We start from the raw sequence: 15,187 nt of genomic DNA, 5'->3' as shown, positions 1-15,187 counted from the left end.
CTTGAAAACCGTCCTCTTCGTTTGCAGCCAGAACCGTTTGCGCAGCCCGACCGCCGAGCAGGTGTTTTCAACCCGCCGCGACATCGAGGTCGCATCGGCCGGAACAAACCATGATGCCGACACGCCGCTGACGCATGATTTGGTCGCTTGGGCCGACATCATCTTCGTCATGGAAAAGGTGCACCGCACCAAACTGCAGAAGAAATTCAAGGCCAGCCTGAAGAAGGCCCGGGTCATCTGCCTCGATATACCTGATAACTATGAATTCATGGATCTGGAGCTGATCAGCCTTCTGAAGGCACGCGTTTCACAGTATCTCGGTTGAGACGTCATCCGCGAAGGCCACCCGCATGAACCTGACCGTCACCTCCTGGCAATTCTGGGCGCTGCTCTCGGCTGCATTCGCGGCCCTGACGGCGATCTTCGCCAAGGTCGGCATCGAGAACATCAATTCCGATTTCGCCACCTTCATCCGCACAATCATCATCCTGATCGTGCTCGGCGCGATCCTGCTCGCCAGCGGCCAGTTCCAGTCGCCGGCGATGATCACGGGAAAGACCTGGGCTTTCCTCGGCCTGTCCGGTCTGGCCACAGGCGCCTCATGGCTCTGCTATTTTCGCGCCCTGAAGATCGGCAATGCGGCGCAGGTGGCGCCGATCGACAAGCTAAGCGTCGTGCTTGTGGCGGTGTTTGGCGCGGTCTTTCTCGGCGAGCGACTCACCGGCGCGAACTGGCTTGGCGTCGCCCTTATCGCGGCGGGCGCGGTGCTGGTCGCCTATCGGGGATAGCTCAGCCACTCCGCAATCCGAACTCGATTCGACTTCGAAGAAGAAATCCTGATGGTGAAAATCGCCGCCATCCTCCCAGGATTGCTGCGTGCGGCCACAGCCTGCATAGGAAAACACGTCGATCTTTGTATCCTGCGGCGCCTGTATCCATTGGTCGCCAACCCTATGAAACATGTAGTGCGAAGTGGCTGGATCGTCCGAACGCATATGCAAGTGGATGCCGGGCATCGCGAATTGCGGATCGATGTCCAGCTGCAGATAGGCGGCTGAAATATTTTCGATGATTATCCAGTCATGGCTGGAAATGGGCTGGTTGAGCGCCGGGTAGCGAATTCTTGCGAGTTCGCGTTCTTCGGTCTCGCCGGCCAGCATCCCTCGGAGCGAAAGTGTCTTGCCAAAGAGGCCACTGGCCATTGTGGCCCTGAATTTGATCGTTCGTGGGGAGGCTGATGAAGAGCCGGCCTGTGCGGATTGCGGCGCGGCCCTCTGGGGGTCGCGTATGGGAAACATCTCATTGTTTCGCGCATCACCCGCGGATGCCGAGGTGGCAAGGCACAAAAAACCGACGGCAAGCGCGCATACTCGCCGACCAACCAGCGTCTTCGTTTCGCGTTCAATCAGAGCGTCTTCGTTTTGTGGCCATCCGGTCAGGCGTCGTGCTTGTCGCGGTGTTTGGCGCGGCCTTTCTCGGCGAGCGTGTCTCCGGCGCGAACTGGCTTGGCGTCGCCCTTATCGCGGCGGGCGCGGTGCTGGTCGCCTATCTGATGTAGCGGCACGCCGTTGCGGGCGCTTTTTGTTTCAAGACGGGTGATGAAGATATCGAAGCGATTGGGCATCGTCCGGTCAGTGCTCCGTCGTGCTGTCGGGTTTGTTGTCGGAAAGCCTGACGTTCGCAGGCAAGGCGGCCTGCTTGGTCAGGCTGGCGTCGGTCTTGGCAGGCAAGCGCTTGTCCCTGCGTACGGCAACGCGGTTGCGGTCGGCATAGTAGGGCTCGAAAGCGTCCTGTATCTTCAGGCTATCCATCCTGTCCTCCTCGGGAATCAGGGGGTAAATCTGCCGTAGCCGGTTTCGTTCCCTACTGTGGCAAAGGAATGGCGGGGGAGACGCAACGTCAGCTTTTGCAAGCCGACGTCAGTCGTGCCAAACAGGTTCTGAATGGAGAAGGCATCAGTGACCGGCGAGACGGGCAAGCGTAGCTATGTGGTCGGTCAGGCCGAGATCGCGGCCCGGCCGCTCGAGCCGGCGCTCTATCTGGTGGCGACGCCGATCGGCAATCTGGCCGACATCACGCTGCGCGCGCTGGAAACGCTGGCCGCCGCCGACATCGTCGCTTGCGAGGACACGCGGGTGTCGCGCGTGCTGCTCGACCGTTACGGCATCCGCCGCCGCACCACGGCCTATCACGAGCACAATGCCGGCGAGGCCGGGCCGAAGCTGATCGCGGCGCTCCAGGCCGGACAGAGCGTGGCGCTGATCTCCGATGCCGGCACGCCGCTGGTCTCGGATCCCGGCTACCGGCTGGTCGGCGAGGCGCTCGACCACGGCATTCGCGTCGTGCCGATCCCCGGTCCATCGGCGCCGCTCGCCGCGCTGACGGCATCCGGCCTGCCCTCGGATGCCTTCATGTTCGCCGGCTTTCTGCCGGTCAAATCAGGGCAGCGGCTGACGCGGCTGGAGGCACTGAAAGCCGTGCCGGCGACGCTGATCTTCTTCGAATCGCCGCGCCGGCTGGCTGACTCGCTTGTCGCCATGGTCGAAGCGCTCGGCGGTCAGCGCAAGGCGGCGATCGGCAGGGAATTGACCAAAACCTTCGAGGAGATGCGCACCGGCACGCTGCAGGCGCTCGCCGACCACTATGCGGCGGCCGATACGCCGAAGGGCGAGATCGTCGTTTGCGTCGGCCCGGCCGAGGCGAAGGCCGACGAACCTGAAGACATCGACCGCCTGCTTTTGTCGCTCGCCGCCGAGATGCCGGCCTCCAAGGCAGCCGCCGAAGCCGCGAAAATGACCGGCGGCCATAAACAGGCACTCTATCGGCGGCTGCTCGAGCTTAAGGATGCTTCCGGAGAGGGCGGTGGCTGAGCGCCCGATTGCCAGCCGCCAGAAGGCCTATCGGCGTGGTCATCGCGGCGAATGGCTGGCGGCGGCAGCGCTGATGCTGAAGGGCTACCGGATCCTGGCGCGCCGCCATCGCACGCGCTTCGGCGAGATCGACCTGATCGCGCGGCGCGGCGACCTGGTGCTGTTCGTCGAGGTCAAGGCGCGCCGCACGCTGATGGAAGCCATGGAGGCGATCGGCCATGAATCGGAACGCCGCATCGAGGCAGCGGCCGACATCTGGCTGTCGCGCCAGTCGGATTACGGCAAACTGTCGATGCGCTTCGACATGGTCGCGGTGCTGCCCTGGTGCTGGCCGGTGCATGTCGAGAATGCGTTTTATGGGCGGAATTGAGGAACATCCTTCGTCATCCACGGGTCTGCGCTGCGTCGCTACGCTCCTTGCTCCGCCCGTGGATGACGAAGTCGAGGAGGTCGCGGACCACTCCTCACCCCCAGATCATCAAGCCAACCAGCCCGACAACACCCACCACCAGCCGCCACCAGCCGAACAGCGAGTAGCCGTTGCGCGAGACGTAATCGAGCAGGAAGCGCACGACGATGAGCGCTGTGATGAAGGCGGCAACGAAGCCGACGGCAATGATCGGCAGGTCGGCGCTGCTCAGTACGTTGCGGTTCTTGAACAGGTCGAAGGCGAAGGCGCCGACCATGGTCGGGATCGCAAGGAAGAAGGAAAATTCCGCCGCCGCCCGCTTGTCGACGCCTAAAAGCAGTGCGCCGACGATCGTCGAACCCGAGCGCGACGTGCCGGGAATCAGCGACAGGCACTGGAAAAGCCCAATCTGCAGGTAAAGCCGGGTCGGGAATCGCTCGACGTCGCGGTAGACGGGTTTGAGGTTCATGCGATCGACAGCCAGCAGCACGACGCCGCCGATGATCAGCATGATGCAGATCAGCCTTGGCGATTCGAACAGCACTGTCTTGATGAAATCATGCGCCAGCGCGCCGATGATCGCCGCCGGCAGGAAAGCAATGAGGATGCCGATGACGAAATGCCGTGTCAGCCGGTCATGCGGCAGGTCGAGCAGCATTTTCCACAGACGGCGGAAATAGACACTGAGGATCGCCAGGATGGCGCCGAGCTGGATCAGGATCTCGAAAGCCTTGCCGGTCGAGTGGAAGCCGAGGAAATGGCCGGCGAGCAGGATATGGCCGGTGGACGACACCGGGATGAACTCGGTCAGCCCCTCCAGCAGGCCGAGCAGCAGGGCTTCGACGATGGTCTGGCTTTCCATGGCTACCTCGGCATTTGGCGTGACGGCTAACAGAACGGCTTGCTTGTCATGGCGTTGAAGTCCCCCTATAGGTCGCAACACTCTGACGGCCCGCTAACCGGGCGGCCAAGACTTACCGGTGCGCCCTGCGATTCGCCAGTGCGCTTTATCATCGCGGAACCATGCTGACGCTTTTCCACCATCCCATGTTCGCCACCTGTCGCTTCGTCCGCCTCGCTTTCGGCGAGTATGGCGAGGAGCTGGCCCTGATCGAGGAAAAGCCGTGGACCCGACGCAAGGAGTTCCTGGCGCTGAACCCGGCCGGTACGCTGCCGATCCTGCTGGCCGAAGGCGACGTGCCGATCGTCGGCGCAACGGTGATCTCGGAATATCTCGATGAAACGCGCGGCGTGCTCAAACGCGACAAGCGGCTGTTCGCCGAGGACCCGATGCAGCGCGCCGAAATCCGCCGGCTGATCGACTGGTATCTCAACAAGGCCGAAAGCGAAGTCACCCGCCATTTGGTGCGCGAGCGCGTGCTGAAGCCGGTCATGCCGGAAACGGCGGGCGGCGGCACGGATCGCGCCCGATTCGGGCGCGATCCGTGCCGCGCGCGCCAACATCCGCCAGCACATGAAATACACCAACTGGTTGGCCGGCACCCGCCATTGGCTGGCTGGCTCGAGGGTCACCTATGCCGATCTCGCGGCCGCCGCAACGCTGTCGGTGCTCGATTATCTCGGCGAGATCGACTGGCGTGAACACGCCGCAGCGCGCGAATGGTACACGCGGGTGAAGTCGCGACCCTCCTTCCGGCCGCTCCTGACCGACCGGGTGCGCGGCCTGTCGCCGGTGTCGCATTATGCGGACCTCGACTTCTGACGCCGCAAAACTGCGCGCGCTGATCGACGCAGAGGCGCGCCGCGCCGGCTTCGATGCCGTCGCCGTCACCACCCCCGATGCGATCCCGCTGGCGCCTGCCCGCCTTGCCGAATTCGTCGCCGATGGCTTCCACGGCTCGATGGACTGGATCGCGGAGACGCTGCAACGCCGTGGCGAACCGACCGCACTGTGGCCGCAGGTGCGCTCGATCATCGTGCTGGCGATGAACTACGGCCCCGACCATGATCCGCGCGGTGTGCTGGCCAAGCGCGACCGCGGCGCCATCTCGGTCTATGCGCAAAACCGCGACTATCACGATGTGATGAAGGGCCGGCTGAAGGAAATCGCCGGCAAGATCGTGGCGCGCGCCGGCGGCGACGTGAAGGTGTTCGTCGACACCGCACCTGTGATGGAAAAGCCGCTGGCCGAGGCCGCCGGGCTCGGCTGGCAAGGCAAGCACACCAATCTGGTCAGCCGCGAGCATGGCTCCTGGCTGTTCCTCGGCACCATCTTCACCACAGCCGAGCTTACGCCCGACCGCGCCGAGATCGACCATTGCGGCTCCTGCCGCGCCTGCCTAGATGCATGCCCGACCGATGCTTTCCCGGCGCCCTACCGGCTCGATGCGCGGCGCTGCATCTCCTATCTCACCATCGAGAACAAGGGACCGATCCCGCATGAATTCCGCGAGAAGATCGGCAACCGCATCTATGGCTGCGACGACTGCCTCGCCGCCTGCCCCTGGAACAAGTTCGCGAAAGCCGCGTCCGAGGCCAAGCTTGCCGCGCGCGACGAATTGCGCGAACCGCCGCTCGCCGACCTGGTGCAACTGGACGACGCTTCCTTCCGCGCCTTCTTCTCCGGTTCGCCGATAAAACGCATCGGCCGCGACCGGTTTGTCCGCAACGTGCTGATCGCCGCCGGCAATTCCGGCGATGCCTCACTTGCCGGCGCCGTGCGTGCCTTGCTGGACGACGCCTCGCCACTGGTGCGGGGCGCGGCAATATGGGCGCTGGCGCGGCTGGTGCCGGCCGCCGAATATTCCGAACGGGCCGCCGCCGGCCTGAAAACCGAGAGCGACGAAGCCGTGCGCGATGAATGGCGCCTGGCCCGGCCAACCAGGGCGCATGCATGAGCGAAAAACAGATATTCATCTTCGGCGCTGGCTATTCGGCCAGGGCCTTTGCTGGGGCTAACAAAGGCGCCGCCAGGATCTTCGGCACGACGCGCTCAGCGGACAAATTCGAGGTGCTGCGGCAGGCCGGCATCGCTCCGCTGCTCTTTGACGGTGCGCTGACCGAGGAAATCGGCGATGCGCTGGAAACGACGACGCATCTGCTGATTTCGGTTGGCCCGGAAGAGGCCGGCGATCCCGTTCTGAAAGCCGCGCGAGAGGTAATCGCTCAAATGCCGGCGCTGGAATGGATCGGCTATCTCTCCACGGTCGGGGTTTACGGCAATTATGACGGAGCATGGGTCGACGAAACGGCGCAATGCCGTCCGGTGTCGAAGCGCTCGGTGATGCGGGTTGCTGCCGAGCAGGACTGGCTGCGATTGGGCACGGACATCGGCCGGCCGGTGGCGATCCTGCGGCTTTCCGGCATTTACGGGCCGGGCCGCAACGCCCTGGTCAATCTGGAAAACGGCAGCGCAAGGCGGCTGGTCAAGCCGGATCAGGTGTTCAACCGCATCCATTGCGACGACATTGCCGGTGCGCTTTGGCAGCTGATCGAAGGCAATACAGGTGGCATCTTCAATGTCACCGATGACATGCCAGCGCCGCCGCAGGATGTCGTCGCCTATGCCGCTTCATTGATGGGTATCGAACCGCCGCCCGAAATTCCCTTCGACGCCGCCCAACTTTCGCCCATGGCGCGGTCCTTCTATGGCGAGAACAAGCGTGTCGCCAACGCGGCGATCAAGGCGGCGGGCTATCGCTTTCGCTTTCCGGATTACCGCGCCGCCTTCGACCATATGTGGGCAAGCGGCGACTGGCGCGACGGTGACGCGCGCAGCCCGATGAAGGGCTGACGATCGAAGCGTGGGGCTTTGCATGCTATGATTCGGCCTTACAGATTGCGGTGGGGAACCGGTTTCATGAAGACAGCGATGCTGCCATTTCTCGGCAAAACGCCCCTGTTGGCCGCTGCGCTCGGTCTGCTTGCCCTGGCAGGGCTCGCCACGCAGCCGGCGAGTGCCGAAGAACGGGCAAAAGATCTGTTCGGCGCCAAGAAGCTGCCGGCCGCGACCGCTGCGCAGTCGATAGGCTTCTATTCCAAGGGCTGCTTCGCCGGCGGCGTCGCCATTCCGATGGATGGTCCGACCTGGGAGGTGATGCGGCCGTCGCGCAACCGCCGCTGGGGCCATCCGGCGATGATCGCGGTGATCGAGCAATTGTCGCGCGACGCAGCAGTCGATGGTTGGCCAGGGCTTTTGATCGGCGACATTTCGCAGCCGCGCGGCGGCCCGATGATGACTGGGCATGCCTCGCACCAGATCGGGCTGGACGCCGACATCTGGCTGACGCCGATGCCCAGCCGCCCGCTGTCGATGGCGCAGCGCGAAAGCATGAGCGCCACCTTGATGGTCGACGAGAAGACCCATCTGGTGAAGGACGCGCTATGGACCCCGGCACATACAAGGCTTCTGAAGCGCGCGGCCAGCTACAGCCAAGTCGAGCGCATCCTGGTCAATCCGGGCATCAAGAAAAAGCTCTGCGACACCGTCAAGGGCGACCGCAGCTGGCTGCGCAAGGTGAGGCCGTTCTGGGGCCACGACTATCATTTCCACATGCGCATCGGCTGTCAGCCGGGTTCGCCCGGCTGCAAGGCGCAGGAAGCGACGCCGGACGATGATGGCTGCGGCAAGCCGCTGGCCTGGTGGTTTACGCAGGAGCCGTGGCGGCCCAACAAGAACCCGGATGCGCCGAAGGCCCGCGACCTGATGACGATGGCGAACCTGCCCAGCGAATGCCGCGCCGTGCTCGACGCGCCGGGGCCGGCCTCTGCCGAGGCGGCGACCTACCACGGCGGAAGCGTGCCGGTTGCGGTGGCCGCACCTGAACCCGAAGCGCCGTCACTGCCCGCCACCGCGGCTAGTGGTATGACTGGACTGCCAAGCGCGGTGAACGCCTTCACCGCGACCCCCGAGATCGGCGTCCCGCTGCCGCGGCCACGGCCGCCGGGAAACTGATTGTTGCGGCATCAATCGGTTTAGGGCTCATTTTTGCGAAACAGTGGCCGTTTGGCCGCAGAAGCTGTGTCTGCGCGCCGCCGGGGTCGAAAACCGTTTCCCTTTTCAAACTCATGCGCTAGTCAACGGGAGAACGGCTAGATGCCGTCGGGGCGCCGGAGACGGACGTGAGCATGCCAGGCACAGGCGACGACGATACTTTGTTGCGGTTTCCGATCCTGATCGGCGACATCGGCGGCACCAATGCGCGCTTTTCGATCGTGCTCGACGCCAATTCCGAGGCCGGCGAGCCAACCATCGTCCAGACGGCGAACTACAACACCATCGACGAAGCGATCCAGGCGGCCGTGCTCGACCGCTCATCGGTGCGCCCCAATTCGGCGGTGCTGGCGGTGGCCGGCCCGGTCGATGGCGACGAGATCGAGCTCACCAACTGCCCGTGGATCGTCAAGCCCAGGCAGATGTTCGCCAACCTCGGCTTGAGCGACATCGTCGTGCTCAATGATTTCGAGGCGCAGGCGCTCGCCGTCGTCGCGCTCGGCGAGGAGCACATGGAAAAGATCGGTGGCGGCACGCCGGAGCCCAATGCCGGCCGCGTGGTGCTCGGTCCGGGAACCGGGCTCGGCGTCGCCGGGCTGGTCCATGCGCTTCGCCACTGGATCCCGGTGCCGGGCGAGGGCGGCCATATGGACATCGGCCCGCGCACACCGCGCGATTTCGAGGTTTTCCCGCATATCGATAAGCTCGAAGGTCGCATTTCGGGCGAGCAGATACTGTGCGGACGCGGTCTGGTCAATGTCTATCGGGCGGTGGCCAAGGCGGATGGCAAGCCGTCGCCCTTCACCACGCCGGCCGAGGTCACCGGCGCGGCGCTGGCGAAAACCGATCCCGTTGCCGAGGAAGCGCTGGAGATCTTCGTCACCTGCCTCGGGCGCACCGCCGGCGATCTCGCTTTGGTGTTCATGAGCCGTGGCGGCGTGTTCCTCACCGGCGGCATCGCACAAAAGATCGTGCCGGCTCTGAAAGCCGGCAATTTCCGCGCCGCCTTCGAGGACAAGGCGCCGCACAGCGCGCTGATGCGCACCATGCCGGTCTATGTCATCACCCACCCGCTGGCCGCACTTCTGGGCCTTGCCGCCTATGCCCGTAACCCGTCGCTGTTTGGTGTCCAGACGGAGGGGCGGCGGTGGCGCGACGAAGTTAGTCACCCCAAGGCATAGGCAAGCCGGTTGCTTGGCGTTAAGAGGGGTGCCGAATTGCCCGGCCGCGGGAAGCGGAAACCTACGAAGCGCTCCGATTTGACATTTCAGCCCCCCAATTTGTCGAAACCCCGTGCGGGCGAGATCGTGGCGGTCATCCGCCGCATCCTCCAGGAAAACGGCCGCGAGTATCGGGGCGCGTATATTTTCACGATCCTCTGCCTGCTGACCGTGTCGGCGACGACGGCGCTTGCCGCCTGGATCATGAGTCCGGTCGTCAACCAGATCTTCTATGAACGGCGCGGCGACCTGATCCCGTGGATCTGCGCCGCACTGCTCGGCGCGTTCATCCTGCGCGGCCTTGCCGGCTACGGCCAGGCGGTGACGATGGCCAGGATCGGCAACAATCTGGTGGCGCGATACCAGCAGCGCATCTTCAACCATCTGATGAAGCTCGGTGTTTCCTTCTTCAACGACACAAGGTCCGGGCGGCTGGCCGCGCAGGTCAACGAGAACGTCAATGGCATCCGCGACCTGTTGTCGATGACGGTGACGTCGACGGCGCGCGACGCCGTCTCGCTGGTCGGCCTGGTCGGCGTCATGATCTACCAGGATCCGGTCCTTTCGCTGAGTTCGCTGCTGATCGGACCGCCGCTGATATGGACCGTCACCTATCTGATGCGCCGGGTGCGGCGCATCACGCGCGAATCGGTGCAGATCAACTCGCGGCTGATCGGCGCCATGCAGGAGGCCACGCAAGGCATCGCCATCGTCAAGGCCTTCACCATGGAGGACGAGCTGTCGCGCCGCATCAGCAAGCTCGCCGAGGATGCCGAACAGCGGTCGAACAAGATCGCCCGCGTCTCGGAGCGGCTGACGCCGGTTTCCGAACTGCTGGCCGGCATCGCCTTCGCCAGCGTCATCGCCTATTCCGGCTACCGGGCCACCGTTCTCGGCCAGCCGCCGGGCGCGGTGTTTTCCTTCATCACGGCGCTGACGCTCGCCTATGATCCGGCCCGCCGGCTGGCGCGCATGCAGGTCGGCATGGAACGCGCGCTGGTCAATGCGCGCATGATCTACGAGCTTCTCGACATCGAGCCGCAGCAGAGCGACGCTGCTGGCGCCGCCGAGGCGAAATTCACCTCTGGTGAAGTGCGCTTCAACAACGTCTCCTTCCACTATGTCGAGGAGGCGCCGGTCCTGCACGATCTGAGCTTCGTCGCGGCCGCCGGCAAGGTGACGGCAATCGTCGGCGCTTCGGGCGCCGGCAAGACGACGCTGGTGGCGCTGCTGCAGCGCTTCTACGACGTCGAGGCGGGCACGATCGAGATCGACGGCCAGGACATTTCCAAGGTCACCAAACAGTCGCTGCGCGGCTCCATCGCCTATGTCTCGCAGCAGCCCTATCTGTTCGAAGGCACCATCCGCGACAACATCCGCTACGGCCGGCTGGGCGCCACCGACGCCGAGATCGAACAGGCTGCAAGGCAGGCCGCGGCCGACGATTTCATCCGCCAGCAGCCGCAGGGCTATGACACGCCGGTCGGCGAGAACGGCGTGACGCTTTCGGGCGGCCAGCGCCAACGCGTATCGATCGCGCGGGCCATTGTGCGCCAGGCACCGATCCTGTTGCTCGACGAAGCGACATCGGCGCTCGACAACGAGGCCGAGGCGCGCGTCCAGCAGGCGCTGACCCAGGTCATGGAAGGCCGCACCACCATCGTCATCGCGCACCGGCTGTCGACGGTGGTCAATGCCGACCACATCATCGTCATGGAACAGGGCCGGCTGGTCGAAGAGGGCACGCACGGCTCGCTGATGGCCGATCCGCACAGCGTCTATGCCCGGTTCCACCGCATCCAGGGCGTCAAGGGCCTGGGGCTTGTCGACGACAGCGCGCCGATCCAGATTTCGGCTCCGAACATTGAGACGCAGAATATCGCCGGGAGCACGACATGAGCAAGACGCCCGCAACCGACAGGCCGGCAACCGATATGGGCCTGGTGGTGGTGGGCGCCGCCGGCCGCATGGGCCAGACGCTGATCCGCGCCATCCACACCATCCCCGGCGCGCGGGTCATCGGCGCGGTCGAGCGAGCGGGTTCGCCCTATCTGGGCAAGGATGCAGGCGAGCTCGCCGGCGTCGGCCGCATCGATGTGGCGATCGGTGACGATCCGCTGCCGGTCTTCGCCAGGGCTGACGGCGTGCTCGATTTCACCACCCCGGCCTCATCAGCCGAATTCGCCGGCTATGCGGCGCAGGCGCGCATCGTCCACGTCATCGGCACGACCGGCTGCACGGCCGACGACAATGCCCGGATCGCGGCAGCGGCGCGCCACGCGACGATCGTCAAGTCGGGCAATATGAGCCTCGGCGTCAATCTTCTGGCGGTGCTGGTCGAACAGGCGGCGCGCGCGCTCGACGCCGACGATTTCGACATCGAGATCCTCGAAATGCACCACAAGCACAAGGTCGACGCGCCGTCCGGCACGGCACTTCTGCTTGGCGAGGCCGCCGCCGCCGGGCGCGGTATCGAGCTGGCCGGCAATGATGTGCGGGTCCGCGACGGCCACACCGGCGTGCGCAAGACCGGCTCGATCGGCTTTGCCACGCTGCGCGGCGGCTCGGTGGTCGGCGATCATAGCGTGCTGCTGGCCGGCACCGGCGAGCGCATCACGCTGTCGCACCACGCCGAGGACCGCGCCATCTTCGCTCGCGGCGCCGTCAAGGCGGCGCTTTGGGCGCGTGGCAAGAAGCCGGGACTGTATTCGATGCGGGACGTGCTCGGATTGAGCTGAGGCGGCCTGATCCATAAACCTGAAGGAGCAAACATGTCGCGAACCCTCGTGCTCGTGCGCCACGGCCAGAGCGAATGGAATTTGAAGAACCTGTTCACCGGCTGGCGCGACGTCGACCTGACCGAGCAGGGCCACGCCGAGGCCAAGGCCGCCGGCCAGAAGCTCAAGGCACGCGGCCTGAAATTCGACATCGCCTTCACCTCGGCGCTGATCCGGGCGCAAAAAACTTGCCAGCACATTCTCGATGCGGTCGGCCAGAGCGACCTGAAGACCATCCGCGACCAGGCGCTGAACGAGCGCGACTATGGCGATCTCTCCGGCCTCAACAAGGACGATGCCCGCAAGAAGTGGGGCGAGGAGCAGGTGCATGTCTGGCGCCGCTCCTACGACGTGCCGCCGCCCGCCGGCGAGAGCCTGAAGGACACCGGCGCTCGCGTCTGGCCCTACTACCTGCACGATTTGCAGCCGCACGTGCTGCGTGGCGGCACGGTGCTGGTCGCCGCCCACGGCAACTCGCTGCGCGCGCTGATCATGGCGCTGGACGGCAAGTCGGGCGAGGAGATCGTCAAGCTGGAACTCGGCACCGGCGTGCCGGTCATCTACCAGCTCAACGCCGATTCGACCGTGGCTTCCAAGGAAGTGCTGGAGGGCTGACGGTCCTTGAGCCGGCAAGTGGCAACAGCTTTAAAAAAAGCGCGTTGACACACATCGCTTGCCCGCTTACATGAGCCCGCACCAGCCCAGATGGCGGAATTGGTAGACGCGCACGGTTCAGGTCCGTGTTCCGCAAGGAGTGGAGGTTCGAGTCCTCTTCTGGGCACCAAATTCCCGTTTCGAACCATTCGACGGTTCAGAAACTTAGAGAAAAAGCCCGGTTCGTCCGGGCTTTTTCTTTGCCGCCAACCTCCCCTTCCGGCCAGTCCCCTCACAAACCGCTTCAAACTCCGCGCCCGCTTCGCTACGCTCAAAGCCATGTCGCAAACCATCAACCCGATCTTCGGTGCCCGTCGCGATCAGGCGTTCCCGACGCTGGCTGAGGCGGACATCGATCGCATGCGCCGGTTCGGCGAGGCCAGCGTCTATGCGGCCGGCGAGAACATCGTCACGGCTGGCGATGTGGCGCCCGGTCTGATCGTCGTGCTGTCGGGCAGCGTGGACATCACCCAGGATGGCGGGCTTGGCCGGCGCGAAACGATCGTCACCCACGGTCCGGGCAGTTTTGTCGGCGAGCTGGCGCAGCTTTCGGCCCGTCCTTCACTGGTCAATGCGCGGGCCGCCGAACCGGTGGAAGCGTTCGTCATCGCCTCGCAGCGGCTGCGCGACCTGATGGTGCAGGAAGCCAATCTCGGCGAGCGCATCATGCGGGCGCTGATCCTGCGCCGTGTCGGGCTGCTGGAAAGCGCCACCAGCGGACCGATCATCGTCGGACCTGCTGGCAATGCCGACGTGTTGCGGCTGCAGGGTTTTCTCGCCCGCAGCGGCCAGCCGCACCGCGTGCTCGATTCCGACAGCGATCCTTGTGCGAAAACCCTGGTCGAGCGCTTTGACGTCGATCCTCACCATCTGCCGATCGTGCTGTGTCCGAACGGCAGGCTGCTGATGAACCCCGGCGAAAAGGACCTCGCCCGCTGCATCGGCCTGCTGCGGCCGATCGATGCCGACAAACTGTACGATGTCGCCATTGTCGGCGCCGGACCGGCTGGGCTGGCGGCCGCTGTCTATGCGGCCTCCGAAGGGCTGTCGACGATCGTGCTCGATTGCCGCGCCTTTGGCGGACAGGCGGGCGCGTCCTCGCGCATCGAGAACTATCTTGGTTTCCCCACCGGCATTTCCGGCATGGCGCTGATGGCGCGCGCCTACAACCAGGCGCAGAAGTTCGGCGTCGAAATGGTAATACCGGACGAGGCGAAGCTTTTGAATGCTGCCACCGACGGCGCCCGCTACAGGCTCGATGTCGGCGACGGCGAGACCGTGCGGACGCGCAGCGTGGTGATCGCCAGCGGCGCGCGCTATCGCCGCCTCGACATCGCCAATCTGGCGCGGTTCGAGGGAACCTCCGTGCATTATTGGGCGTCGCCCATCGAAGGCCGGCTTTGCGCGGGCCAAGAAGTGGCGCTGGTCGGCGCCGGCAATTCAGCCGGGCAGGCGGCTGTCTATCTGGCCAGCCATGCGCGCAAAGTGGCGCTGCTGGCGCGCGGCGACAGCCTCGATGCCAGCATGTCGCGCTATCTGGTCGAGCGCATCAGGGCGCAACCGAATATCGAGGTGCTGACCGGGACCGAAATCGTGGCTCTGGAAGGCGACGAGGGCAATCTTGGCACGGTACGCTGGCGCAACCGCGCCAGCGGCGTGGAAACGACGCGCCCGATCCGCCATCTCTTCCTGTTCATCGGCGCCGACCCGAACACCGACTGGCTGGCGAACTGCGATGTGGCGCTGGACGCCAAGGGTTTCGTCCGTACCGGATCGGACCTGGGATCGGCGCAGATGGAGACGAGCCGTAGCGGTGTGTTCGCCATCGGCGACGTCCGCGCCGGCTCGGTCAAGCGCGTCGCGGCGGCTGTCGGCGAAGGCGCCCAGGTGGTCGCGGCCTTGCATGCATATCTCGCGCGCGGCAACGCCGACGCACCTCAAACGGCAGGGAGACCATGATGGATGAATGCAGACATACGCGCGACATCAGGAAGGTGACGCCGAGCGCGCTCGGCTGCGAGGAATGCCTGAAGAGCGGGTCGCAATGGGTGCATCTGCGGCTGTGCCGCACCTGCGGCCATGTCGGCTGCTGCGACGACTCGCCCAACCGCCACGCCACCAAGCATTTCCACGCCACCAAGCATCCGATCATCGAGGGCTACGATCCCCCGGAAGGCTGGGCATGGTGCTATGTCGACGAGGTGTTTGTCGACCTTGGCGACGACGTGACCCCGCAGAACGGCCCGATCCCGCGCTTTTATTGAGCTGCGCCCGAGAGACCCGAAGAAGAGCCCGGTTCGCCC

Annotated in this window: 15 protein-coding genes, 1 tRNA gene and 2 pseudogenes; 16 read left to right on the top strand and 2 right to left on the bottom strand. The window is 64.8% G+C overall.

All coding sequences use genetic code 11. From position 1 onward, the window contains the following. Window position 1: 1 nt before the first annotated feature. The 3 genes and pseudogenes from EN993_RS01600 to EN993_RS37610 form a co-directional block, all read left to right on the top strand. The gene (locus tag EN993_RS01600; protein WP_109667614.1) at window positions 2–325 is read left to right on the top strand and encodes a low molecular weight protein tyrosine phosphatase family protein; all 324 of its coding nucleotides are present in this window, start codon (window positions 2–4) and stop codon (window positions 323–325) included. 25 nt (window positions 326–350) lie between these two features. Next, the gene (locus tag EN993_RS01595; RefSeq protein ID WP_109667612.1) at window positions 351–788 is read left to right on the top strand and encodes an EamA family transporter; all 438 of its coding nucleotides are present in this window, start codon (window positions 351–353) and stop codon (window positions 786–788) included. A gap of 653 nt (window positions 789–1,441) precedes the next feature. Then, window positions 1,442–1,558: pseudogene (locus EN993_RS37610) on the top strand (transporter); the annotation flags it as partial. Between the two features lie 73 nt (window positions 1,559–1,631). Here EN993_RS37610 and EN993_RS01585 read toward each other — a convergent pair. Next, window positions 1,632–1,811, bottom strand: coding sequence for a hypothetical protein (locus EN993_RS01585; RefSeq protein ID WP_109667609.1), 180 nt, complete (start codon window positions 1,809–1,811; stop codon window positions 1,632–1,634). Between the two features lie 147 nt (window positions 1,812–1,958). Between EN993_RS01585 and rsmI the strand changes: the two genes are divergently transcribed. After that, window positions 1,959–2,870, top strand: a complete 912-nt coding sequence (rsmI, locus tag EN993_RS01580) for a 16S rRNA (cytidine(1402)-2'-O)-methyltransferase (protein ID WP_164757511.1) — start codon at window positions 1,959–1,961, stop codon at window positions 2,868–2,870. After that, window positions 2,863–3,240 carry a YraN family protein gene (locus tag EN993_RS01575; protein ID WP_164757510.1) on the top strand — a complete coding sequence of 126 codons (378 nt, stop codon included), beginning with the start codon at window positions 2,863–2,865 and terminating at the stop codon, window positions 3,238–3,240. The genes rsmI and EN993_RS01575 overlap by 8 nt, the downstream gene beginning before the upstream one ends. Window positions 3,241–3,334: 94 nt before the next feature. On the opposite strand, the gene EN993_RS01570 is transcribed toward EN993_RS01575, so the two are convergent. Continuing rightward, window positions 3,335–4,141, bottom strand: coding sequence for an undecaprenyl-diphosphate phosphatase (locus tag EN993_RS01570; protein WP_109667603.1), 807 nt, complete (start codon window positions 4,139–4,141; stop codon window positions 3,335–3,337). Between the two features lie 161 nt (window positions 4,142–4,302). Here EN993_RS01570 and EN993_RS01565 point away from each other — a divergent pair. The 11 genes and pseudogenes from EN993_RS01565 (at window position 4,303) to EN993_RS01515 (ending at window position 15,148) form a co-directional block, all read left to right on the top strand. Continuing rightward, window positions 4,303–5,002, top strand: a pseudogene (locus EN993_RS01565) (glutathione S-transferase family protein). Beyond that, entirely contained in the window at window positions 4,983–6,137 is a 1,155-nt protein-coding gene (gene queG / locus EN993_RS01560; RefSeq protein WP_109667597.1) for a tRNA epoxyqueuosine(34) reductase QueG, read from the top strand. Before EN993_RS01565 ends, queG begins: the two are co-directional and overlap by 20 nt. After that, entirely contained in the window at window positions 6,134–7,033 is a 900-nt protein-coding gene (locus EN993_RS01555) for an SDR family oxidoreductase (protein WP_127262204.1), read from the top strand. Before queG ends, EN993_RS01555 begins: the two co-directional genes overlap by 4 nt. Before the next feature lie 66 nt (window positions 7,034–7,099). Next, window positions 7,100–8,194 (top strand): penicillin-insensitive murein endopeptidase, encoded by a 1,095-nt coding sequence (gene mepA, locus EN993_RS01550; RefSeq protein WP_109667592.1) that lies wholly within the window; start codon window positions 7,100–7,102, stop codon window positions 8,192–8,194. A gap of 173 nt (window positions 8,195–8,367) precedes the next feature. Further along, window positions 8,368–9,414: a glucokinase gene (locus EN993_RS01545; protein ID WP_109667589.1), complete on the top strand. Its 1,047-nt coding sequence runs from the start codon at window positions 8,368–8,370 to the stop codon at window positions 9,412–9,414. Window positions 9,415–9,492: 78 nt separating this feature from the next. Further along, window positions 9,493–11,352 carry an ABC transporter ATP-binding protein gene (locus EN993_RS01540; protein WP_127262203.1) on the top strand — a complete coding sequence of 620 codons (1,860 nt, stop codon included), beginning with the start codon at window positions 9,493–9,495 and terminating at the stop codon, window positions 11,350–11,352. Then, window positions 11,349–12,191 carry a 4-hydroxy-tetrahydrodipicolinate reductase gene (gene dapB / locus EN993_RS01535; protein ID WP_109667586.1) on the top strand — a complete coding sequence of 281 codons (843 nt, stop codon included), beginning with the start codon at window positions 11,349–11,351 and terminating at the stop codon, window positions 12,189–12,191. The genes EN993_RS01540 and dapB overlap by 4 nt, the downstream gene beginning before the upstream one ends. A 33-nt stretch (window positions 12,192–12,224) precedes the next feature. Then, a complete protein-coding gene (locus tag EN993_RS01530; protein WP_109667583.1) occupies window positions 12,225–12,845 on the top strand; it encodes a 2,3-bisphosphoglycerate-dependent phosphoglycerate mutase in 621 nt (206 codons plus the stop codon). 84 nt (window positions 12,846–12,929) lie between these two features. Further along, window positions 12,930–13,014: transfer RNA gene (locus tag EN993_RS01525), tRNA-Leu, on the top strand. A gap of 149 nt (window positions 13,015–13,163) precedes the next feature. Next, the gene (locus EN993_RS01520) at window positions 13,164–14,843 is read left to right on the top strand and encodes a cyclic nucleotide-binding domain-containing thioredoxin-disulfide reductase (RefSeq protein WP_109667580.1); all 1,680 of its coding nucleotides are present in this window, start codon (window positions 13,164–13,166) and stop codon (window positions 14,841–14,843) included. After that, the gene (locus tag EN993_RS01515; protein ID WP_164757509.1) at window positions 14,840–15,148 is read left to right on the top strand and encodes a UBP-type zinc finger domain-containing protein; all 309 of its coding nucleotides are present in this window, start codon (window positions 14,840–14,842) and stop codon (window positions 15,146–15,148) included. Before EN993_RS01520 ends, EN993_RS01515 begins: the two co-directional genes overlap by 4 nt. The last annotated feature ends 39 nt before the right edge of the window (window positions 15,149–15,187 follow it).

It is taken from the genome of Mesorhizobium sp. M7D.F.Ca.US.004.01.2.1 (assembly GCF_003997785.1).
Taxonomy (GTDB): domain Bacteria; phylum Pseudomonadota; class Alphaproteobacteria; order Rhizobiales; family Rhizobiaceae; genus Mesorhizobium; species Mesorhizobium loti.
Note: the sequence above shows the minus strand (reverse complement) of the source record. Positions and strands in the feature narration are given on the sequence as shown.

Bases quoted from the DNA above. Each gene is read 5' to 3' on its own strand.
- EN993_RS01595 (WP_109667612.1), top strand. From the start codon at position 351: ATGAACCTGACCGTCACCTCCTGGCAATTCTGGGCGCTGCTCTCGGCT.
- EN993_RS01585 (WP_109667609.1), bottom strand. From the start codon at position 1,811: ATGGATAGCCTGAAGATACAGGACGCTTTCGAGCCCTACTATGCCGAC.
- EN993_RS01570 (WP_109667603.1), bottom strand. From the start codon at position 4,141: ATGGAAAGCCAGACCATCGTCGAAGCCCTGCTGCTCGGCCTGCTGGAG.
- queG (WP_109667597.1), top strand. From the start codon at position 4,983: ATGCGGACCTCGACTTCTGACGCCGCAAAACTGCGCGCGCTGATCGAC.
- EN993_RS01555 (WP_127262204.1), top strand. From the start codon at position 6,134: ATGAGCGAAAAACAGATATTCATCTTCGGCGCTGGCTATTCGGCCAGG.
- mepA (WP_109667592.1), top strand. From the start codon at position 7,100: ATGAAGACAGCGATGCTGCCATTTCTCGGCAAAACGCCCCTGTTGGCC.
- EN993_RS01545 (WP_109667589.1), top strand. From the start codon at position 8,368: ATGCCAGGCACAGGCGACGACGATACTTTGTTGCGGTTTCCGATCCTG.
- dapB (WP_109667586.1), top strand. From the start codon at position 11,349: ATGAGCAAGACGCCCGCAACCGACAGGCCGGCAACCGATATGGGCCTG.
- EN993_RS01530 (WP_109667583.1), top strand. From the start codon at position 12,225: ATGTCGCGAACCCTCGTGCTCGTGCGCCACGGCCAGAGCGAATGGAAT.
- EN993_RS01520 (WP_109667580.1), top strand. From the start codon at position 13,164: ATGTCGCAAACCATCAACCCGATCTTCGGTGCCCGTCGCGATCAGGCG.
- EN993_RS01515 (WP_164757509.1), top strand. From the start codon at position 14,840: ATGATGGATGAATGCAGACATACGCGCGACATCAGGAAGGTGACGCCG.